The organism is Comamonas sp. lk (assembly GCF_900564145.1).
Lineage (GTDB): Bacteria > Pseudomonadota > Gammaproteobacteria > Burkholderiales > Burkholderiaceae_C > Comamonas.
On sequence record NZ_UOOB01000001.1, the window covers coordinates 2,422,256 to 2,443,332 of the forward strand.

Below are 21,077 nucleotides of genomic sequence, written 5' to 3' on the forward strand. Positions count from 1 at the left end.
CGGTACAGTGCTGCAGGCCATGTTTATTTGGACCCCGCCAGGATCCAGGCGGCCAGCGTGCTGGCGTCGGCCTCGCTCAGCGCAGCCTGCGCCGGCATGGGAATCGGGCCCCATTTGCCAGAACCTCCGGCCTTGATGCTCTTGGTGATCTGTGTTTGCGCGTCTGTCTGGCCTGCATATTTTTTGGCGATCTCCTGAAACGCAGGGCCCACCAGCTTCTTGTCCACCGCGTGGCATGCCAGACAGGCATTCTTTTGCGCCAGAGCCTGATTGGCTGACGCAATGCCGGGCCACATTGCCGTGGCCACCATCGCCGCACCGCCTAGCCAAGATTTCCAATGCATCACCGCAGTCTCCTTATATTTGTATATAAGCATGTTGTTATGCATTAGTTTCCAGCAAGCGCTGAATTTGTGATTGGGCAATTACCCTCGTTGTTCTGATTTGAGACAGCGCCGACGTTCAGTCAACGCCCACGGACAGCGGCGCGGGCCTGTTCCATGCGCTGCTCCAGATAGGCACCGTAGAAATCGGGGATGGAGCTGCCCACCAGGCGCTCGGCAACCTCTTGGTAACCCCGTCCATAGAACAGTACCGTGGGTGCGACTTCGATGCCCAGCTGCCGTACCACTGAGCCATGGCTGCTCTGTGCGCCGTAGCCGTCACGCAGCGGTTCACTGGAAAGAAAATGGAGTTGCGTGACAAATGCTCCGGCGCGATGTAGTGGCAGCAGATAGTGCTCTCTGACCACCCGGCAAAACGGGCAGCCGCGCAAGGTGGCCATGAGTACCAAGGGCTCTTGCCGGGCCAAAGCGGCAGCCAGATCATGTTGCAAGTCCCTGCTGCTGGGCAGCAGCCGCTCCGATGCGTCTGGCGCAGCCAGGGCAGGGTAGGACATGGCGGTCAAGGCGCTGGCAGCCATGTACTGCAGCCAGCGTCTGCGCGTCGATGGCGCATCTTTCATGGCTTTTCCTGCTCCATCAGCAAAAAGGTGTTGTAGGCATTCATGCGATTGGCCTCCTTGAAGAGCGGGTAGCCAGCGAATCGGGACCAGTCCGTCGCTCTATAGGCTTCTTCGAAAGGATCGAGATTGGCTGCAGCCTTGCCCATGGAGGTGCGCAGATACACCAGATAGTCGCGCGTGAGTTGCATGTCCGGCTTGGGGTGGGTGGAGGCAGGTCCATGCCCGGGCACCATGACTTTCACCGGCAGTTGCAGCAGGCTATCGAGGGCTGCAATCCAGTGTCGGCTGTCGGCCTGACCCACATAGGGGATGCGGTTGCGAAACACCACATCGCCAATGAAGAGCACGCCGCTCTGGGGCAGAAACACCGCCATGTCTTCCGGCGAATGTGCCGGCCCCATGTGCTGCAGCACAAAATCTACACCGCCGATCTGCAGCGTTTGCGTGTCAGTTGATATCCATTGGTTGGCGGAAACCAGGTGGGTGGAATCGTCGATCCAGGGTGAGAGATCCTTGCGCGAGGCCTCAAGCCGCAGTCGCGCGGTCTCCGAGTTGATGTATTCCCTGGACTGCACATGGGCCACGATCTGAGCCCCCAGGGCTTGGAATATCTGCAGACCGTAGATATGGTCGGCATGGTAGTGCGTGACGATCACATGGCTGATGGGCTTGGTGGTGAGGGCCTTGATCTTGTCTACCAATTCCTGCGCCAGGGCGGGCGAACCCAGAGCATCGATCACCACCACGCTGTTGTCGGTGATGACGAAGCCGGCATTGGAGATGAAATTTCGGTTGGCTGGCGAGCCCAGGGCCGACACGCCCTGGACGTAATACGCATTGCTTGCCACTTGCTGGAGCTGCATAGACGCAGCAGATGCTGCCATGGTCCGCGCCTTTTCTGGCTGAGGTGCCTCATGCGCCAGTGCAGGCGTGGTGCACATCATCGCCAACAGCGCCAGAGCTGTTGCAAGCAGCGTGTTTTTTGCCATAAGTCATGTCTCCGCAATGGGGCTATATGCTTGTCAGTGCTACCAAGCACTAGCACTTGCCCTATTTTTCTAAGCTTGTGCGGAGCTAATATAAGCCGTTAGTGATATTTAGAGAACGCCAGCTTTCCCTGATGATCTATTGCAGAACAGGAGACCCGATATGAAAAGCGCCCTTATTGCCCTCGCCTTTGCGCTCAGCACTGCCGTCGCTGCGGCACAGGACATCGTGAAGGTGGTCTATCACGTCAACACCGGCGTGGAGACGGCCGCTGCGATTCTGAACAACATCAACAACGAACTCAAAGCTTCGCCCACGGACAAGATCGTGGTCGTCACCCATGGCCCCGGCATTGATTTCCTGATCAGCGATGCCAAGGACAGCAAGGGCCGCGAATTCAGCGGCCAGGTGAGCGCGCTGGCCGCGCGTGGTGTGGAATTTCGGGTGTGCGACAACACCTTGCAAACCCGGCGCATCGATGCGGCCAGCCTGCTGATGGAAACCAAGATCGTGCCGTCAGGTGTGGCAGAAGTGGCGCGTCTGCAAGCCAAGGAAGGCTTTGTCTATCTCAAACCCTGAGATGCAAGGCTGCAGAAAACAAAAAAGGCGCCGACAGCGCCTTTTTTACTTTCGGCAATGCTCAGTTCTGGTCAATGGCAATCTGCACGCAGATCGTGCGGCACATATGCACCACTTTCTCGTTGGCGATGAAGTAATAGATGCTCACGCCTTCGCGCCTGCGCCCCAGAATGCCGGCTTGGTACAGAGTATTGAGGTGCTGGGACATATTGGGTTGGGTCGTGTCGATTTCCGCGCGCAGCTCGGAGACGTTTTTCTCACCATTGCACAGCGAGCTGATGATTTTCAGCCGCATGGGCGCGGCCATGGCCTTGAAGAGCTCGGCAGCGCTTTCAAAGACACTGTCATCTTCCATATCGGGTGAACTCATTAGGCAACCTACTCCTGAGCAAACAATGAATTTCCTGGCGCGGTTGTGACCCATGGCTCAGAGATCCAGGTGACAGTCTGTCCCAGCCAGCGCATGGAAGTTTATCGGAAACCGAGATAGGGTAGCAGTGCCATTTGGCTGCTGCTTGTCCGGCTTTCTGTCTGCAGGTCGCGCTGAGCTTGCAAAGCGTTGCAGGCCGCCAATGAAAATTGGAGCCAAAGCCCTGTTGCATATCCCTGTGCTCCTGAAGCCGCAGTGCGGCATCTGCCTTGCCAGCTCATCCTCGGCTGCGGTTTCCCCGACAGAAGAATGCAATCAAAGCTACATTCGTCAGCCGATGTTTTGCATAGTGTCTGAAAGCCAATGTTGTTAAAGCAAATTGAATCTATTGTGTTCTTTGTCTCCGATATTGAGGCTGCGGCAGCCTGGTACGCCGAGTTGTTTCAGGCTGAAGTGCAGCACGAAAACTCCCAGTACGCATTCATCCAAGCGCCAGGATGCCTGCTCGGCTTTCATCCACTCGACAGCAAGTGCCCCGGTGGAGTGGGTGGTACGACGGTCTACTGGGAGGTGGCTGATTTGGACGTGGCCATCAAGGCTCTTGAAAGCCGAGGTGCAGTCTTGTATCGAGGCCCGATTTCAACAAGCTTGGGCGCGCGTGCAGCAATGCTGCTTGACCCTTTTGGATGCAGTATTGGATTGAACGCGGGTGCTGGCCATCGTTGATCCCCATTTCGCTCGGAGTTGACCGGCATGCTTGAGCTGACCGGCGGCAACATGCGACCGAGGCTGGAGTTAACTTGCATCCAACAGAAGCGTCGAAAGCTGGTGGAGCCCTTCATAATCAAGACCTAACCCCGACTTGCTCGAGACACCTACCTTTGATCATGGATAAATTGTTGCTGCAGCAGCAAGTGCTGGAACGGCTCGCCGAGGACCTACTGCAAGCCGAACAGGCAGTGCGGGTGGCGCACGAAACGGCGACTCACGAAGAAAATATCGCCGAAAACAAATATGACACATTAGGTCTAGAAGCGGCCTACCTGGCCAGTGGTCAAGCTCGTCGCGCCGAAGCCATTCGCCAGGCGATGGTCAATTGGCGCCAGTTCCGCCCGCTCCCCTACAGCGTCAGCAAAGGTATACAGATCGGCGCGCTGGTCTGCCTGGTGGGTTCCGACGACAGGCAGCAACAGATCTTTCTCGGCCCTGATGGGGGCAGCATGAAGTTGGTCTGCGGCGCTGAGCTCGTTCAGGTCATCAGCAGCCAAACCCCCTTGGGCAGGGCCATGCTGGGTAAGTGCGAGGGTGATGAAGTATCGATTCAGGTTGCTTCAATCCGACAGCAGTTTGAGGTGTTGTGGGTTCAGTAAGCCGCAATCAAGTTCACGCCGAATTGATGAGAAATTAATCGTCCCACCCTCTTTAGGTTCGCTCTTGGCAGGTCTGTGAAAGTCGCAGATCGACCCATTGCGGCCCTTCAAAAAGAAGATAAGCAGCCACTGAATTTTGACAAAAATGTGTGGCGCCTGCCCGCCTGTATCGCTTAGATGCTGCGCTGGTTGACCCGCTTGGACAGTTCTTCGGCGCTTTCGCGGCGCTCGCTGTAGCGATCCACCAAGTAGTCCGAACAGTCTCTTGTCAGCAGCGTGAACTTGACCAACTCTTCCATAACGTCCACTACCCGTTCGTAATATGAGGAAGGCTTCATTCGGCCGGCTTCATCAAACTCGGCAAATGCCTTGGCCACGGATGACTGATTGGGGATGGTGATCATGCGCATCCAGCGACCCAACACCCGCATCTGGTTGACCGCATTGAAGGACTGCGAGCCACCCGAGACCTGCATCACCGCCAGTGTCTTGCCTTGCGTCGGCCGCACAGCGCCAACAGACAAAGGAAGCCAGTCAATCTGCGCTTTGAGAATGCTGCTCATCGCACCATGGCGCTCAGGAGACGTCCAGACCATGCCCTCGGCCCATAAAGCCAGCTCGCGCAGTTCCTTGACCTTTGGGTGATCGTCGGGGGCGCCATCCGGCTGCGGCAGGCCACGTGGATCAAAGATCCTGGTCTCGGCCCCCATCTTGCGCAGCAGTCGCGCTGCCTCTTCGGTCAGCAGGCGGCTATAAGAACGGTCGCGAACCGAGCCATACAGCAGCAAAATACGCGGCGCGTGCGCTGCACGTTGTGCCGGTAACAAGCCATCCAGGCTGGGCTTTTCAAATACTTGTTCGTCGAGATTTGGTAGATCAGAGCTTGCCAATTCGATTTCCTTTCGAGTCAATGACGGCTTCCCCGTCTTCTTTGGAGAATGCGGCCTGTTGGGGCTGCGGCAGGATGTCCAGCACGTCCTCCGAGGGACGGCACAAGCGGGTTCCCAGAGGGGTGACCACTATCGGCCGATTGATCAGGATGGGGTGCTGGAGCATGAAATCAATCAATTGCTCGTCCGTCCATTTAGGCTCGCCCAAGCCAAGCTCGTCATACGGCGTACCTTTTTGGCGCAACACATCGCGCACTGGCATGCCCATGGCTTGGATCAGGCCCACCAGGGTGGCGCGATCAGGAGGCGTCTTCAGGTATTCAATGACCGTGGGCTCTTCTCCGCTGTTGCGGATCAGGGCCAGAACATTGCGGGAGGTACCGCAGGCTGGGTTGTGATAAATCGTGATGTCACTCATAGCGCTAGATTCCATGGCAAAGGTTCATGACGCCACGCTGAGCCGCAAGGCCAGCGCTGCGAGGGTGATGAGTAGCACGGGCATGGTCAACACTGCCCCCACTCTGAAGTAGTAGCCCCAGCCAATGGTTGTGCCCTTCTTGGCGAGCACATGCAGCCAGAGGAGCGTTGCCAGGCTGCCAATCGGCGTGATCTTGGGACCGAGATCGCAGCCAATCACATTGGCGTACACCATGGCTTCCTTGACTGCCCCGCTGGCCGTGGATGCATCGATGGACAAGGCTCCGATCAACACCGTGGGCATGTTGTTCATGATGGAGGACAGTACCGCAGACAGCACGCCTGTGCCCAGTGATGCGGTCCACACGCCACCAGCTGCAAATTGATTCAGCAACACGGCGATGTAATCCGTGAGGCCCGCGTTGCGCAGCCCATAGACCACCAAGTACATACCCAGCGAGAACACCACGATCTGCCATGGAGCGCCATGAAGCACTTTCCTAGTGCTGATGACATGGCCACGCGCAGCCACCACCAGCAAGATCGCCGCCCCCACGGCAGCCACGGCACTGACGGGGACGCCCAGAGGCTCCAGAGCGAAGAAGCCGACCAGAAGCAAGACCAGAACGACCCAGCCGGCCTGGAAGGTGGCCACATCCTTGATCGCAGCCGACGGCGACTTGAGCTGGGCCACGTCGTAGGTGGCAGGAATATCGCGTCGGAAAAACAGCAGCAGCACACCGAGGCTGGCCAGGACCGAGGCGATGTTGACCGGCACCATCACCGATGCGTAGTCGTTGAAGCCGATCTTGAAGAAGTCGGCGGACACGATATTCACCAAATTGGAAACGATCAGCGGCAAGCTCGCAGTGTCGGCAATAAATCCGGCAGCCATCACAAACGCCAGCGTTGCAGCCGGAGAAAAACCCAGCGCCACTAGCATGGCCATCACGATGGGCGTGAGAATCAGGGCTGCTCCGTCATTGGCGAACAAGGCCGAAACGGCACCCCCCAGCAGCACGATGAAAGCAAATAGCTTGACTCCACTGCCACCACCCCAGCGGGCAAAGTGCAATGCGGCCCACTCGAAGAAACCAGCTTCATCCAGCAAAAGGCTGATGATGATGACGGCGACAAAGGTCGCCGTGGCATTCCAGACGATATGCCAGACCACAGGAATATCAGCTAGGTTCACAACCCCCAGCAGCAGCGCGATACCGGCCCCAATCGAGGCGCTCCAGCCAATACCAAGGCCGCGTGGCTGCCAGATGACAAGGGTCAGAGTGAAGACGAAAATCAGAATGGCCGTCAACATGATGAACTGCTCCTAGTTCAGCACTTGCACAAAGCCGCGGCGTCTGGGGTGCAGGCTGCACCCTGGCAGCAGTTCTCGACAAGGTATGAGAGCAGCCCATTCATGACAGGAAACGCGGCTCGATACAGCACGTTGCGCCCCTGCCTCTCCTGACTCACGAGTTCAGCATGGAAGAGTTCCTTAAGGTGAAATGACAGCGCATTGGGGGCGATACCCAACTGCTCCGCCAACGCACTGGGCGTCAGGCCTTCTGGTCCTGCAACTACCAGCGCACGAAAAACGCGCAGACGTGCCTCGTGGGCCAAAGCGGAGAGGGAGCGGATAACTTGGGCTTCTTGCATTTTTCAATAATACAACTATTATTGAATTAATGCTTTGATTCTTATGCTCTGTCATGGCTGATCTAGGGCTATGGAATGACCGCTTTGCGGATACACATCAAATGGCGGCTTGTGGCCGAACTCAGCCGGTCACGACCAGCACTTTGGTCAGCAGCAACCGGCACAGGCGTTCAGTTCAACCGGAATACGCATTGAATCAATCCTCACCGCAATCCTTGCAAGCCATTGATCAATTCAAGGTCCAGAATGCGGCTCGGTGAGCAAGCCGGTTTCAAGCAGCTTTGTATGGATGTTGAGGAAATCCGCCTGAAACAGGTGGGTGGGTTTGTAAAAAGCGACTTTCAAGGTGCTTTGGGAGAGTGCAGTAGGGCTGCAGAAAGCAAAAAGCCCGCTCGATGGCGGGCCGTCTGCTAGTTGAAGTGATTCATCGGAGCTGGCTCAAGCAACTGCCGGTGGAGGGCGTATCAAGTTATGCCGAGCGTCGTGGGGTTGGGAGGTGACCGCCGTCGACATAGATGTTTTGACCTGTAATCCATTCGCCTTGATCGCTGCACAGGAATGCCACCAGGTGAGCAATATCTTCACCTGTGCCCGCGCGCCCTAAAGAGATGTAGGAGGCAATCATGTCATCCCATACTTTGCCCCGAGGTACGTCATCCAAACGACTTGTTTCGACGATTCCAGGGGCAACGACATTGACCCGGATCTTCTTTGGTCCTAGTTCTCGCGCCATGATGGTCGTCAGGCCATTGATGGCCACTTTCGTGGTTGCGTAGGCGGCAGTGTCCGGTGCCAGTAATTGAGCTGCCAGCGACGAAATATTGATAATGGCGCCGCCTTCTCCTTGCTCACCCATTTGTTTGGCGAATGCACGGGACATATAGAACGTGCCGTTGAGGTTGACGTTCATCACTCGCTGCCAGGTCTCGATCGACAGTTCCGTCGCAGGAATTCGATCATTGCCGCGAGTGGCGCCTGCGTTGTTGATCAGAAAATCGACACGACCGAATTCCGCGATAGTGCGTGCCAGCAGTGCATCGATAGACTCCGGGTTGCTGACATCGGAAACCACCGGCAAGGCGCGGCGACCTAGCTGACGGACTTCATCAGCCACCGATTCGATATCGCGCCAATTCACTTCGCGCTCATCTTCTGGGTAGGTTTCGGGTGCGCGGCCTGTGCCAGTCAAGACCACATCGCAACCCGCTTGCGCCAATGCCATCGCAATGGGTCGACCGATGCTGCGCATTCGACCTGCACCGGTGATTACTGCTACTTTGCCTTCAAAACCAGTCAAGGTATATGACATATCGCTTCCTTAGGATGAGAGATTCGTATTACTCAGATTCTTCGATCTGGCTTGATGCTCATGTACTTGAACCCGCAATTGAGAACGTTGCGGAGCTTGAAGAGTGAGTCAATCAATAGGCGGATTCTTCGGGCAGGAAGGTGGAGAAAAATCGTCTGATGGGACTAAGGATAGATTCCCATTGAGGAGCTCCCTCACTGCTGACAGTCTGGTGATCGCTTGCCGACTTGTCAGCTTTGCTGGCGAAGGCTGTGCTAATTTGTGCCGAAGGCCGCGCAACGCAATTCTCAATGCAACTGACTTTCGTCAAGCCCGTACCAAGCCTTCAAACGGCATGATGCATTGCCGCATTTTTTTACATGGCAGGAAATAGGGGACTTTGGCACTTTCTCCAATGAAATCATTGTGGGGAAGTGCATGAAAAACCTTGAGTCTTGTACAAGACTTAAAAAAACAAGCCCGGTTGCGCGTAGAATTTTGTATTGTGGGAATGCATTGCATAACAAGAGTGGCATTCCTTCGGTGTCAGGACCCAGGCGCAAGCATGAGGTTCTGGCACATGGCAGGCTCCCCCTTTTTCACAACCTGAGACACGAGATGAGTACGCAGCAACCCACCATCATCTATACCTTGACTGACGAGGCTCCCCGCCTGGCTACCAGTGCATTCCTGCCTGTGATTCGCGCTTTTGCAGCGCCCGCTGGCATCAATGTGGAGACCAGCGACATCTCGTTGTCTGGCCGTATCCTGGGCGAGTTCCCCGACTTCCTGACCGAAGCGCAACGCGCTCCGAACAATCTGGCTGAACTGGGCAAGCTGACGCTGACGCCTGAAGCCAACATCATCAAGCTGCCCAATATCTCCGCATCTGTGGGCCAGCTGCAAGACGCGATCAAGGAACTGCAGGGCAAGGGCTACGCCATCCCTGACTATCCTGAAACCGCCACGACCGATGCCGAAAAAGACATCAAGGCGCGCTACAACAAGTGCATTGGCTCGGCCGTGAACCCCGTGCTGCGCGAAGGCAACTCCGACCGCCGCGCTCCTGCTGCGGTCAAGAACTACGCCAAGAAGCACCCCCATTCCATGGGCGAGTGGAAGCAGTGGTCGCAAACCCATGTGTCGCACATGGAAGAGGGCGACTTCTACCACGGCGAAAAGTCCATGACGCTGGACAAGGCCCGCGAAGTGAAGATGGTGCTGGAGACCCAATCCGGCAACAGCATCGTGCTGAAGGACAAGGTCAAGCTGCAGGCTGCAGAAGTGATCGATTCCATGTTCATGAGCAAGAAGGCCTTGTGCGCCTTCTATGAAAAGGAAATCGAAGACTGCCGCGAGTCCGGCATTCTGTTCTCGCTGCACGTGAAGGCCACGATGATGAAGGTGTCTCACCCCATCGTGTTTGGTCACTGCGTGAAGATTTTCTACAAGGAAGCCTTCGAAAAGCACGGCAAGCTGTTCGATCAGCTGGGCGTGAACGTGAACAACGGCATGGCCAATCTGTACGAAAAGATTGAAACCCTGCCTGCTTCGCAGCGTGAAGAAATCATCCGTGACCTGCACAAGTGCCAAGAGCACCGTCCGCGTCTGGCCATGGTTGATTCCGCCAAGGGCATCACCAACTTCCATTCGCCCAACGATGTGATCGTTGACGCTTCCATGCCCGCCATGATCCGCGTGGGCGGCAAGATGTGGGCCGCCGACGGCAAGCCTTACGACTGCAAGGCCGTGATGCCTGAGTCCACCTTTGCCCGTATCTACCAGGAAGTGATCAACTTCTGCAAGTGGCACGGCAACTTCGACCCCAAGACCATGGGCACCGTGCCCAACGTGGGTCTGATGGCGCAAAAGGCCGAAGAGTACGGTTCGCACGACAAGACGTTCGAGATCGCCGAAGAAGGCGTGGCCAACATCGTGGACATCGCCACCGGCGAAGTGCTGCTGAGCCAGAACGTGGAAGCCGGCGACATCTGGCGCATGTGCCAGGTCAAGGATGCGCCTATCCGTGACTGGGTGAAGCTGGCCGTGACCCGCGCCCGCAACTCCGGCATGCCTGCCGTGTTCTGGCTGGACCCCTACCGTCCCCACGAAGCCGAGCTGATCAAGAAGGTGGAAACCTACTTGAAGGACTACGACACCAACGGCCTGGAAATCCACATCCTGTCGCAAGTACGTGCCATGCGCTACACGCTGGAGCGCGTGGCCCGTGGCCTGGACACCATTTCGGTGACCGGCAACATTCTGCGTGACTACCTGACCGACCTGTTCCCGATTCTGGAACTGGGTACCTCGGCCAAGATGCTGTCCATCGTGCCTTTGATGGCGGGTGGCGGCATGTACGAAACCGGTGCCGGCGGCTCTGCTCCCAAGCACGTGCAGCAACTGGTGGAAGAAAACCACCTGCGCTGGGATTCGCTGGGCGAGTTCCTGGCCCTGGCCGTGTCGCTGGAAGATCTGGGCATCAAGGAAAACAACGGCCGCGCCAAGCTGCTGGCCAAGACCTTGGACGAAGCCACCGGCAAGCTGCTGGACGAAGACAAGTCGCCTTCGCGCCGCACCGGCGAGCTGGACAACCGTGGTTCGCAGTTCTACATCGCTCTGTACTGGGCCCAGGCTCTGGCCGCTCAGACCGAAGACAAGGAGCTGGCTGCCAAGTTCGCCACTCTGGCCAAGACACTGGCTGACAACGAAGCCAAGATCGTGGCCGAGATGAAGGAAGTGCAAGGCAAGCCAGCCGATATCGGCGGCTACTTCATGCCCGACGTGGCCAAGCTGGACACCGTGATGCGCCCCAGCGCCACCTTCAACGCCGCCATCGCTGCAGTCTAAGCATGGCGTTTTGCAGAGCGAGGCCTGCCTCGCCTGCAAGCTCCCATCAGCCGGTGCGCCTGAAAAGGCCACCGGCTTTTTTGCGCGTCTATCTTGTTTTGCTATATAAAGAGTAGCTTTCTGTGCTTGATACGTAAGCGCTTGATGGCAATTTGACTCAAAAATCCCAAGAGCCTGCCCATGACCTTGTTCCAATGCCCGTGCTGCGACTATTTCTCTCTGAAGGATCGAGGCGAATACAGCATCTGCAAGCTCTGCTTCTGGGAGGACGATGGTCGCAACCCGGATCAGCTTGACGTGTACTCAGGCCCCAATCACATGACGCTGCGCGAAGGTCGGCGCAATTTTCAGGCATTCGGAGCCTGCGATAGGCGCATGCTCAAGAGCGTGCTGCCCGCTGCCGAGCGGGCAAGGTTTGCGCACCACAGTCGCGCTTGATCGCAGGGCTTGGCCGTTTGCTCAATGCCTGGCGCGCCGTGGCCGCAGGCGGCGCAAGCCAATCACCACGCCGGTGCCGCTGAGCAGCAGGCCGCCCAGACTTAAAACAATCAGCAAGCCGTCCCAGAGTGGGCGGCGCTGCAGCAGTGGTAGCCAGTCCCAGCTGTGCAGCATGGCAAACAGCCAGCGTTTGACGCGCTGGCGCTGGTTCAACTGGCCCAGCAACTGACCGGTGCTCGCATCGATATGCAGCCAGGTCTGGCCGGCATCGCCATAGATCACGCGCAGCACCGGCAGCGGCTTGCTGGTGCCGCCCATCATGGTGTGGTCGGCGCGGGCGTAGTAGTAAAGGTCATAGTCGCTCAGCCACTGGCTGCTCAGCACTGCGGCATCGGAGAGCTGTGCCGCGCCTGCCAGCAAAGCTGCTTTGTCATGCTGCAGCGCCTGGGCCGTGTCGGCATTGAGCACCTGTTTGTGGCCCAGGGCATTGACGGCGGTCACCTGGGTCTGGCCCAGCACGCGGCTCCAGCGCAACTCCCGCACGCCGGGGCCGGCAGCGGAGAGCAGCTGCGCAGGCCCTGCCGCATCTGCAGGTAGATTCATGGCCCCCATAGGCCATTTCCCCATATTCACTGTGCGCTGCTTGCTATCAAAGATATGCCATGGGTTCATGGACATCAGACCGCTGAAAATCCAGGTCAGCGTGACGGCGGCAAACAGCAGGCCGACGATATGGTGCCAACGCATCAGGCGTGAGGGGTAGGGCGTGCGCTGGCCGCTGCGGTAGGGCCGGGCAAAACGCCAGCGCATCACGCCCACCACCGTGCCGCTGATGGCCAGCGCAATGCCGGCGATGGACAAGGTGTTGACCACATCGGCCCAGATGCCGTCAAACCAGTTGCCGCGCAGCAGATAAAGCCAGTGCAGCCAGGCGCCCACGTAGTTCCAGCCGCGCTCGGTGGCCGTGGCATCGCGCAGCACTTCGCCGGTTTGGCTGGAGATATACAGACGGGTCTGGGCCGCATCGTCCAGCGCCACCACATGCAGGGGCCGGTGCGCATCCAGACCACGGCTGTGGGTGAAGGCATCTTGCTGCACCTGGCCCTGGTAGCTGGCGGCGATGCCAGGCGCGAACGCCGCCGCCGCTGCCATGGCCTGTGCTTGCCCCGCCGGCGGCAGCACGCTGCCGGTGTAGGCATCAATCACCGTGGCCGTGCTTGGGTGATGGTCTTTGCCCTGCTTGCCTGCCGCAATCACCCAGTAACTGGCCCGACCCGCGCTGGCCATGGACAGGCGCAGGTCGCTCACTGCTGTGCTGATGCCCGCCTTGCTCAGCGCCTGCTGAGGTCTGAGCAGCTCGGGGCTGGCCTGCAGCTCGGGCAGATGCAGCAGCCGCTCGGCTTCGGTGAGCTTGGGGTAGCCCACATACATCATCACCATGCCGGAGAAAAACCACAGCGCAAACAGCAGGCACATGCCTATGCCCAGCCAGCGGTGGGCCAGAAACAGCCAGCGCTTCCATGAAATTTGCATGGGCTGCCCCGTTTCAGTAGCTCAGGCGCAGCGCTATATCGGCGCTGCGGGCGGCACCCAGATAAGCCATGGTGCTGCTGAGGCTGGCGGCGTAGCTGCGATTGGTTGCATTGCGCAGCCGCGCCTGCAGCGTCATCTGGCGGTTGATCTGGTAGTCCAGACCCAGATCCAGCAGCGTGACGCGCGGCCAGTAGAAGGTATTGGCCGCATCACCGTAGATGCGACCCACATGGCGCAGACCGGCGCTCAGCAGCAGATCCGGCGTGGCGCGATAACGGGTCCAGAGATTGGCGACCGTGGCCGGGGTGTTGACCGGGTGCTTGCCGGCCATGGAGATGCCGTTTTGCTGGTAATTGTCATAGCGCGCCCGGGTGTGGCTGTAGTCGGCGCGCAAGCTCCACTGCGCAGACAGGGCCAGCGCCACGGCGGCTTCCATGCCGCGCGAGGACTGCTCTCCCACCAGCAGGGTGCGGGTGCTGTCGCTGGGGTCTTGCGTGGCGATGTTGTGTCGCTCGATCTGGTAGGCGGCCAGCGTGGCCGAGCCCTTGTCTTGCATAAAGCGCCATTTCGCCCCCACTTCGAGCTGGCGGCCGGTGGTCAGGCCGGTGTTGTTGATGGCATCGGCAAAGCTGGCCGTGGCCAGCGTGCCCGAGGGCGGATCGGCGGCGGTGGCGTACTGGGCATAAAGCGCGGCTTCGGGCGTGGCATCCCAGACCAGGCCGATGCGGCCTGTGGTGGGGCGGTAGCTGCGGCTCCAGCTGGCAGGTGCGCTGGCCGTGACTTCGCGCCGATTGCTCAGATCCAGATCCAGGCGTTCATGCCTGAGGGCCGTGAGCACATGCAGCGTGGGGGCGATGGCGGTGCGGTTTTCCAGGTACAGGGCGATGTTCTGGATGCGGTTGTCCCGGTCGGCCCTGAAGCCGGGCTGCATGCCGGGGATGGAGTAGAAATTTTCGGTCGCAAAGTCGTAGGGATTGACGGTGCTTACCGTGCCCGAGAGGCTGGTGGGGTAGCGGGTCTGGCGGTTGACGCTGACATCCAGGCCAAACGCCCAGTCGCTGCGCAAGCCGGCCAGTTGGCTTTGCAGCCTGCCTTCCAGCCGGTCGCCGATCAGCAGTTGCTCATGGCGCTGCAGCAGCGCGCTGGAGCGGATGACGGCGCTGTTGCCGGCGTTGAAGCGGTAGCTCTCCACATTGCGGTACTCCCGCTGGGCGCTATAGGCGTAGAAGGTGTTGCTCCACTGCAGTTGCGGGTTGACACGGCCTTCGGTGATGGAGCGCAGCCATTGCACGCGCTGGGCATACAGGCCGTCGGCGCTGTTGTAGTTCTTGTCGCGGGTGGCCGGGTCGATGCTGACCTCGCCCTGGATGGGGTTGCGCAGCGGCGTGCCCCAGTAAGGTCGGTCTACCCGCTCATGCTGGTATTCGTAGGCCAGGGTGTGGGTGAGTCCGCCGCCCAGCTCGGAGCGCAGCGACAGCGCTAACTGCGTGGCATGGCGCTTGACCTGATCTATGCTGCTGCCGCCTGTGCTTTGGTTCAGGTCCAGCCGCAGATAGTGGACGTTGGCGTCATCTGCGCTGCCCACGCGGCGGTTCAGTCCCAACGAAGCCTGCTTGAGTCCGTTGCTGCCCAGGCGTATCTGGCCTTCGGTGAACGAAGTGCTCTCCGGCAGCTTGGTGATGTAGTTGAGCGTGCCGCCCACCCCGCCTGCGCCATACAGAAAGCTGGACGCGCCGCCTATGGCCTCGATGCGGTCGTAAATCCAACTGTCTACCGGGCGGGCCGCAATGCTGTACTGCACATTGATGCCGTTGAACAGCTGGCTGACCGAGCTGCCGCCAAAGCCCCGGTAGCTCACGCCGGGATTGCCGGGCGGGCTGTAGGCCGTCACACCGGGAATAGCGGCCAGTGCCTCCTGCGTGTTTTGCGCACCGCGCGCTTCCAGCTCGCTGCGATCAAGAGTGTGCACGCTGGCCGGTAGCTCTTTGGCGCTCAGGCCCAGGCGGCTGGCCGTCGCCGATTTTGCATCGAGCGCCAGGCTGGAAAAAGCCTCGTGCCAGCCTTCGCTGACCTCCACGGTGGCCAGCGTGGGCTCGGCGGCATGGACATATCCGCTGAGCAGGGCCAGAACGGCGCAGCTGCTGGCAGAGAGTGCGGGAAGAGAGAGCTGGGGAAGAGCGCGCGCACGAGCGCGCCCGCCAAAATGACGGGAAGAAGAACGGATCACGAAAAAACTCCTGGCCGGGCACTGAAGAGCACAGTGCAGACAAAAGCCGAGTCCGCCCTCAGGGACGGCTCAGCCAACCGAGAAAGGTTTCAGGAGTTAGCAGGAGGCCCGCGTGCGGGCAGGGGTGCGCGGGTGACGGAAGCAATATGCGCTGCCACCAGGGGGCGCAGCGCATGGGACAGCGGCTGTGCCATGGGCGGCAGATCGCCAAAATGCAGGGGTGCAGGCCCGGCAGCAGGCAGGCACAGTGCGCAATCGAGGGTGTTGTGCTGGCCGCTATGGGCCGCGCTCTGCGCATTCTCACCAAGGCTGCTATCTGCGCTGGTGTCATCGCTGACGCTGTTGCCGACAGCGCTGCTGACATTGACCCAGCGCATCTCGCCCGAGGTGGTGCAGATCAGTTCCATCGCCTGCGGATGGATGAACGGCGATGCGCTGGCGGCGCCCAACGTCAAAGCAAACCAGGCCAGGATCAGCCGGGAGAGCCAGAAGGAGGTGCGCAGCTGGTGCATGAAACGATTATGCCGGTTTGCGATGTGGGTCCGCAGATTGCGGGCCGAGAAAAGCACAGACATATGCCTGTTGCGACAAGACTTGGTCGGTGCTGGATTTTCAGTCTGAATGGGCTCTAGTGCTTGTATGTAGAGCGCTAGATGCTATCAATACAGGAATTTTTTGATGGGCTTCAGCGCGGTGCGAAGGGAGCACCGCCCAGCTTGGCTCCGGCCTTGATGCCGCGCTTGGCGAACCAGCCCTGGTTCATTTCCAGCACAAAGCGCACCGGCTTGGCTGAGCAGTGCGAATCATCGGACTGCGGTTTCATATCGGCCAGATTGACGATGGTGCCGTCATCGGCCACAAAGGCGGCGGTCAGGGGCAAGAGCGTGTTGCGCATCCAGAAGCACTGCACGCCGGGCTGTTCGAATACAAACAGCATGCCTTCCTGCTGGGGCATTTCCTTGCGGAACATGAGACCGATCTCGCGCTGCTGTGGCGTAACGGCCAACTGTGTATCGATGCGGTACATGCCTGCCGTCAGATCGGTGCGACGCAGATTCATCTGGGGAGAACCGTCCTGGGCGTTGGCCAGGCTGCCAAAGCCCAGCAGGGCGCTCAGGGCAAGAGCTGAAGAAACAACAAAGGGCAGGCGGAGAGCAAACTTCATGGCAATCAAGGGCCTTGTAACTGGGTCTGGCAAAGGTCGGTGCGCGAGGCGATCATAAGAAAAGCCCGCAGACTCGTTATTCTGCGGGCTTTTTAGTGTGCGTCCCTGCATTTGAAATGTGGTGGCGCTCAGTATCAGTTGTGCTTGCGGCAGGCCGCTATCTTCACATCGCCTTGTGCATTTTCTTGGAAGAATGTTTGACTTGTTTGTGGCTATGGGTGGACTTGGCCTTCATGTGCTTGGCCGCAGGGGCTGCGGCCTTGGCGGGCGCTTGAACCGGGGCTGCGGGTGCTGCTGCCTGGGCGAAGGCGCCTGCAGCGAAAGTACCGGCAATCAGGACAGCGAGTAGTTTTTTCATGTCTGCAAATTTCCTGGGTTCAGTTGAGGTTGCGACGCGGACCATCCGTGCCACAAATATTCAACGCCGGCGCTGTGCCGGCGTTGACAGAATCTGGCGATGAACTGCGTAAGAATTTTGTGAGCGCCAGTGATGCCAAAATCGGGCCATAGACGCATTAACGATCAGGTTGCTGCGCCGCATAATTACCAATTCAGGAGATTCGCAACAATGAGCACTTTCCAGCACATCCAGATTCCGCCGCAAGGCCAGAAGATCACGGTTAATGCCGACCATTCGCTGAACGTGCCCGATCAGCCCATCATTCCTTTCATCGACGGTGACGGCGTGGGCGTGGACGTGACGCCGGTGATGCGCAAGGTGGCCGATGCGGCCGTGGCCAAGGTCTACGGTACTAAGCGCAAGATTGCCTGGATGGAGATTTTTGCCGGCGAAAAAGCCACCCGCGTCTATGGCCCCGATATGTGGCTGCCCGAAGAAACCGTGGCCGCCGTGCGCGACTATGCGGTTTCCATCAAGGGCCCGCTGACCACGCCCGTGGGCGGCGGCATCCGTTCCCTGAACGTGGCGCTGCGCCAGGAGCTGGATCTCTACGTCTGCCTGCGCCCCGTGCAGTATTTCAAGGGCGTGCCTTCGCCGCTCAAGCAGCCCGAGAAAACCAATATGGTGATCTTCCGCGAGAACTCGGAAGATATTTATGCGGGCATTGAGTTCGCAGCGGGCAGCGAGAATGCGCAAAAGCTCATGCAGTTCCTGTCCAAGGAGCTGGGTTCCAACAAGATCCGTTTTCCCGAGACTTCGGGCATTGGCATCAAGCCCGTTTCGCGCGAAGGCACGGAGCGCCTGGTGCGCAAGGCCATCCAGTACGCCATCGACAACAACCGACCCAGCGTGACCCTGGTGCACAAGGGCAACATCATGAAGTACACGGAAGGCGCTTTCCGTGACTGGGGCTATGCACTGGCGCGCCGCGAGTTTGGTGCCGAGCTGATCGATGGCGGCCCTTGGGTCAAGCTCAAGAACCCAAAGACCGGCAAGGACATCATCGTCAAGGACTCGATCACCGATGCCTTCCTGCAGCAGATTCTGATGCGCCCGGCCGAGTATTCGGTGGTGGCCACGCTCAATCTGAACGGCGACTACATCTCGGACGCGCTGGCCGCGCAAGTGGGCGGCATAGGCATTGCGCCCGGCGCCAACATGTCGGAATCCATTGCCTGTTTTGAAGCCACGCACGGCACGGCACCGCGCTATGCGGGCAAGGATTATGTGAATCCCGGCTCCATGATTCTCTGCGCCGAGATGATGCTGCGCCACATGGGCTGGCGCGAGGCGGCAGACCTACTGGTGCAGTCGCTGGAAAAAGCCATTCAGAGCAAGCATGTGACCTATGACTTTGCGCGACTGATGGATGGCGCAACCCAGGTTTCCTGCTCGCGCTTTGGCGATGTGGTGATTTCCATGATGGACTGAGGCCTTGACGCCTGAATAAAAAAACGCACCTTCGGGTGCGTTTTTTTCATGGCTAATACCTTGCGTGTACCTTCAGAATGCCTTGGCGGCGAACACCAGGCAGGTGGTGCTGGCATGGGCGTAGAGCTTGCCGTCGGCTCCGACGATGCGGGCTTCGGCCGTGGCCAGCTGGCGGCCGCTGTGAATCACCTGGCCTATGGCGCGCAACGGCCCGGTATGGGCGTGAGCGGCGCGCACGATGTTCACGCTGAGCTCGGCTGTGGTGTATCCCGTGCCGGCTGGCAAGGTGGTTTGCACGGCGCAGCCCAGGGCCGAGTCCAGCAGCGTGGCAAACCAGCCGCCATGCGCCGTGCCCATGGGGTTGTAGTGCTTGAGCTGAGGTGTGCCTTGAAATACGGCTTTGCCGTGGGCCACCTCGATCAGGGCAAAGTCCAGCGTCTCCGCGATATGCGGGTAGGGCAGCTCACCGCTGAGCATGGCTTGCATGATTTCCAGCCCGGTCTTGCCCTGCAGCTGTGCCGGCGCAGCCACGCCGGGCTGGCCGCCGCCTGCCAGCATGTGGCTGACGACTTGTTCCTTGTGCGCTTCCCAGTCTCCGTGAGCAGTTTGACGACTGGGGTGGGTGGCGATGGCTGTATCCATGGAAATCTCTTTAAAGTTGCATATGCAATTATTGTAGATACAATGGTTCCATGAGCGCAACCCTGATCCAACCCGATGTCGCCCCGGCCGTGCAGCCGCAAGGCTGTACCAACTTCAAGCTGCGCCAGCTGCTGCGCCGGGTATCGCAGCGCTATGACGCCGAGCTGGCGCAGGCCGGGCTCAAGACCACGCAGTACTCGCTGCTGTCGCAGGTGTTGCATCGCGGGCCGATTCGCCCCGGCGATCTGGCGCGCTTCATGACCATGGATGCCTCTACGCTGACCCGCAATCTCAAGCCCCTGGTGGCCGCAGGTTGGCTGGAGGTGGCCGCTGGCGAGGACGGACGCAGCCGCCTGGTGCATATCACCGACGCCGGGCGCGAAAAGCGGGCACAGGCCCAAAGCGGCTGGCGCCGTGCGCAGCTGCAGCTCAATGCCCAGCTGGGTGTGGAACGTGTGCTGGCCCTGCATGCGCTGATCGATGAGGCGCTGCCTTTGCTGGCCGACGATGCGCCACAAGAGAATCTTCAGGAAAGCGGAGACCATGATGCGTGAAGCCCAAACCAAGGATCAAGCCGGTGATCGAAGTCTTATCGGCGCTCTGTCGCCAGGCCAGCGCCAGTGGAGCGTATGGCTGGTGCTGCTGGCAGCGGCCTCCACGTTTGCGCTGACCATGGGAACGCGCCAGAGCATGGGCTTGTTTGTCAGTCCGCTGAACAGCGCCACCCAGCTGGGCCTGGCGCAGATCAGTCTGGCGTTTGCCTTTGGCCAGCTGTGGTGGGGGCTGACCCAGCCCTTTGCCGGCGCCATGGCCGACCGTATTGGCGCAGGCCGCGTGCTGCTCATCGGCGTGCTGCTGGTGGCGGTGGGCACCTTTATCACCCCTTATATGACCAGCACCTGGGGCCTGATTTTTGCCGTGGGCGTGCTCTCTGCCGGGGGCGCCGGCATGGCCGGCCCCGCCGTGCTGATGGGCACCACCGCCAGGCTGATTCCAGAGCGCTACCGGGGCATGGCCACGGGCATCGTCAACGCCGGCGGCTCCACGGGGCAGTTTCTGATCACGCCGCTGGCCGGTGCCTTGATGATTGGCATGGGCTGGGCCAATGCGCTGCAGGTCATGGCCGTGCTGGTGCTGGTGGCACTACCTGCCATCTGGGTGCTCAAGGGCAAGCCTGAAGTAGTGGCCCCAGCGGTTGCAGCGGCGACGCCAGGTGCTGCCGAAGCCGCCAAAGCTATGGGCAGCCGTGCCGTCATCGCCCAGGCCTTGGGCAATCGCAGCTATGTGCTGCTGTCGGTAGGCTTTTTTGTTTGCGGCTTTCATGTGGCATTTCTGGGTACCCACCTGCCAGGCGTGATTGAAAGTTGCGGTCTGCCTGTGCAGTTTGGTGCCTGGGCGCTGGCCATGCTGGGGCTTTTCAACATCATTGGCAGTCTTGCCATGGGCTGGGCCGTAGGGCACTGGCGCATGAAGTCGCTGCTGTCTCTGGTCTATGCCGTACGTGCCGTGGCGGTGCTGGCCTTCATGCTGGCGCCCAAGACCGGGGCCGTGGCACTGATCTTTGCTGCAGTGATGGGGCTGACTTTCCTGTCCACGGTACCGCCCACCGTGGGTCTGGTTGCCAAGTTCTTCGGCACCCGCCATATGGCCATGCTCTTCGGACTGGTGATGCTGGTGCACCAGATGGGTGGCTTTCTGGGTGCCTGGCTGGGCGGCAAGGTGTTCGAGGCCACGGGCAACTTCGACATTGTCTGGATCATCGACATTCTGCTGGCCGTGGCCGCCGCCCTGATTCATCTGCCGATCCGCGAGGCGCGCCTGGCCAAGCCGGCTGGGGCGGCGCTTGCGGGCTGAGGCAGCCGCTCAGCGT

General features: G+C 59.6%; 23 protein-coding genes. 8 read left to right on the forward strand and 15 right to left on the reverse strand.

Going from position 1 to position 21,077, the window contains the following annotated elements; genetic code table 11:
- Positions 1-23: 23 nt before the first annotated feature.
- From EAO39_RS11170 to EAO39_RS11180, 3 genes are all read right to left on the reverse strand, one after another.
- Positions 24-344 (reverse strand): c-type cytochrome, encoded by a 321-nt coding sequence (locus EAO39_RS11170; protein ID WP_120967453.1) that lies wholly within the window; start codon positions 342-344, stop codon positions 24-26.
- Between the two features lie 122 nt (positions 345-466).
- The gene (locus tag EAO39_RS11175) at positions 467-964 is read right to left on the reverse strand and encodes a hypothetical protein (RefSeq protein WP_120967454.1); all 498 of its coding nucleotides are present in this window, start codon (positions 962-964) and stop codon (positions 467-469) included.
- The gene (locus EAO39_RS11180; RefSeq protein ID WP_240467096.1) at positions 961-1,827 is read right to left on the reverse strand and encodes an MBL fold metallo-hydrolase; all 867 of its coding nucleotides are present in this window, start codon (positions 1,825-1,827) and stop codon (positions 961-963) included. The genes EAO39_RS11175 and EAO39_RS11180 overlap by 4 nt, the downstream gene beginning before the upstream one ends.
- 286 nt (positions 1,828-2,113) lie before the next feature.
- On the opposite strand from EAO39_RS11180, the gene EAO39_RS11185 reads away from it, so the two are divergent.
- The gene (locus EAO39_RS11185) at positions 2,114-2,530 is read left to right on the forward strand and encodes a DsrE family protein (protein WP_120967456.1); all 417 of its coding nucleotides are present in this window, start codon (positions 2,114-2,116) and stop codon (positions 2,528-2,530) included.
- Between the two features lie 61 nt (positions 2,531-2,591).
- Here EAO39_RS11185 and EAO39_RS11190 read toward each other — a convergent pair whose 3' ends face one another.
- Positions 2,592-2,900 (reverse strand): metalloregulator ArsR/SmtB family transcription factor, encoded by a 309-nt coding sequence (locus EAO39_RS11190; protein ID WP_120967457.1) that lies wholly within the window; start codon positions 2,898-2,900, stop codon positions 2,592-2,594.
- Between the two features lie 363 nt (positions 2,901-3,263).
- Here EAO39_RS11190 and EAO39_RS11195 point away from each other — a divergent pair, with 363 nt between their 5' ends.
- The gene (locus EAO39_RS11195; protein WP_120967458.1) at positions 3,264-3,626 is read left to right on the forward strand and encodes a VOC family protein; all 363 of its coding nucleotides are present in this window, start codon (positions 3,264-3,266) and stop codon (positions 3,624-3,626) included.
- Between the two features lie 161 nt (positions 3,627-3,787).
- Positions 3,788-4,270 (forward strand): GreA/GreB family elongation factor, encoded by a 483-nt coding sequence (locus EAO39_RS11200; protein ID WP_120970952.1) that lies wholly within the window; start codon positions 3,788-3,790, stop codon positions 4,268-4,270.
- A gap of 173 nt (positions 4,271-4,443) precedes the next feature.
- Here the strand turns inward: EAO39_RS11200 and arsH are convergent, their stop codons facing one another.
- The 5 genes from arsH to EAO39_RS11225 all read right to left on the reverse strand — a co-directional run bounded on the left by arsH (position 4,444) and on the right by EAO39_RS11225 (position 8,542).
- Positions 4,444-5,160, reverse strand: coding sequence for an arsenical resistance protein ArsH (gene arsH / locus EAO39_RS11205; RefSeq protein ID WP_120967459.1), 717 nt, complete (start codon positions 5,158-5,160; stop codon positions 4,444-4,446).
- Positions 5,147-5,578, reverse strand: coding sequence for an arsenate reductase (glutaredoxin) (gene arsC, locus EAO39_RS11210; protein ID WP_120967460.1), 432 nt, complete (start codon positions 5,576-5,578; stop codon positions 5,147-5,149). Before arsC ends, arsH begins: the two co-directional genes overlap by 14 nt.
- Positions 5,579-5,602: 24 nt before the next feature.
- Complete coding sequence (locus EAO39_RS11215) at positions 5,603-6,892, reverse strand: arsenic transporter (protein ID WP_120967461.1); 1,290 nt, start codon at positions 6,890-6,892, stop codon at positions 5,603-5,605.
- Positions 6,893-6,909: 17 nt separating this feature from the next.
- Positions 6,910-7,233 (reverse strand): metalloregulator ArsR/SmtB family transcription factor, encoded by a 324-nt coding sequence (locus EAO39_RS11220; protein ID WP_120967462.1) that lies wholly within the window; start codon positions 7,231-7,233, stop codon positions 6,910-6,912.
- Between the two features lie 469 nt (positions 7,234-7,702).
- Complete coding sequence (locus EAO39_RS11225; RefSeq protein ID WP_120967463.1) at positions 7,703-8,542, reverse strand: 3-oxoacyl-ACP reductase family protein; 840 nt, start codon at positions 8,540-8,542, stop codon at positions 7,703-7,705.
- Positions 8,543-9,139: 597 nt separating this feature from the next.
- On the opposite strand from EAO39_RS11225, the gene EAO39_RS11230 reads away from it, so the two are divergent.
- Positions 9,140-11,371: an NADP-dependent isocitrate dehydrogenase gene (locus tag EAO39_RS11230; RefSeq protein ID WP_120967464.1), complete on the forward strand. Its 2,232-nt coding sequence runs from the start codon at positions 9,140-9,142 to the stop codon at positions 11,369-11,371.
- Positions 11,372-11,551: 180 nt separating this feature from the next.
- Entirely contained in the window at positions 11,552-11,809 is a 258-nt protein-coding gene (locus EAO39_RS11235) for a CPCC family cysteine-rich protein (RefSeq protein WP_120967465.1), read from the forward strand.
- 21 nt (positions 11,810-11,830) lie between these two features.
- On the opposite strand, the gene EAO39_RS11240 is transcribed toward EAO39_RS11235, so the two are convergent.
- The 5 genes from EAO39_RS11240 to EAO39_RS11260 form a co-directional block, all read right to left on the reverse strand.
- Entirely contained in the window at positions 11,831-13,342 is a 1,512-nt protein-coding gene (locus tag EAO39_RS11240; RefSeq protein ID WP_120967466.1) for a PepSY domain-containing protein, read from the reverse strand.
- 13 nt (positions 13,343-13,355) lie between these two features.
- Complete coding sequence (locus tag EAO39_RS11245) at positions 13,356-15,569, reverse strand: TonB-dependent receptor (RefSeq protein WP_240466961.1); 2,214 nt, start codon at positions 15,567-15,569, stop codon at positions 13,356-13,358.
- An 89-nt stretch (positions 15,570-15,658) separates the two neighbouring features.
- A complete protein-coding gene (locus EAO39_RS11250; protein WP_120970956.1) occupies positions 15,659-16,081 on the reverse strand; it encodes a DUF2946 family protein in 423 nt (140 codons plus the stop codon).
- 173 nt (positions 16,082-16,254) lie between these two features.
- On the reverse strand, positions 16,255-16,734 hold the full coding sequence (locus EAO39_RS11255; RefSeq protein WP_120967467.1) for a DUF192 domain-containing protein: 480 nt from the start codon (positions 16,732-16,734) through the stop codon (positions 16,255-16,257).
- 163 nt (positions 16,735-16,897) lie between these two features.
- Positions 16,898-17,092, reverse strand: a complete 195-nt coding sequence (locus EAO39_RS11260; protein WP_120967468.1) for a hypothetical protein — start codon at positions 17,090-17,092, stop codon at positions 16,898-16,900.
- A 210-nt stretch (positions 17,093-17,302) separates the two neighbouring features.
- Here EAO39_RS11260 and icd point away from each other — a divergent pair, with 210 nt between their 5' ends.
- Positions 17,303-18,565 (forward strand): NADP-dependent isocitrate dehydrogenase, encoded by a 1,263-nt coding sequence (icd, locus tag EAO39_RS11265; protein ID WP_120967469.1) that lies wholly within the window; start codon positions 17,303-17,305, stop codon positions 18,563-18,565.
- A gap of 72 nt (positions 18,566-18,637) precedes the next feature.
- Here icd and EAO39_RS11270 read toward each other — a convergent pair whose 3' ends face one another.
- Positions 18,638-19,123, reverse strand: a complete 486-nt coding sequence (locus EAO39_RS11270; RefSeq protein WP_240467098.1) for a PaaI family thioesterase — start codon at positions 19,121-19,123, stop codon at positions 18,638-18,640.
- A 134-nt stretch (positions 19,124-19,257) separates the two neighbouring features.
- Here EAO39_RS11270 and EAO39_RS11275 point away from each other — a divergent pair, with 134 nt between their 5' ends.
- Together EAO39_RS11275 and EAO39_RS11280 are read left to right on the forward strand one after the other, a co-directional pair.
- Positions 19,258-19,761, forward strand: coding sequence for a MarR family winged helix-turn-helix transcriptional regulator (locus EAO39_RS11275; RefSeq protein WP_120967471.1), 504 nt, complete (start codon positions 19,258-19,260; stop codon positions 19,759-19,761).
- Positions 19,751-21,061 carry an MFS transporter gene (locus tag EAO39_RS11280; RefSeq protein ID WP_240466962.1) on the forward strand — a complete coding sequence of 437 codons (1,311 nt, stop codon included), beginning with the start codon at positions 19,751-19,753 and terminating at the stop codon, positions 21,059-21,061. Before EAO39_RS11275 ends, EAO39_RS11280 begins: the two co-directional genes overlap by 11 nt.
- Positions 21,062-21,077 lie beyond the last annotated feature (16 nt).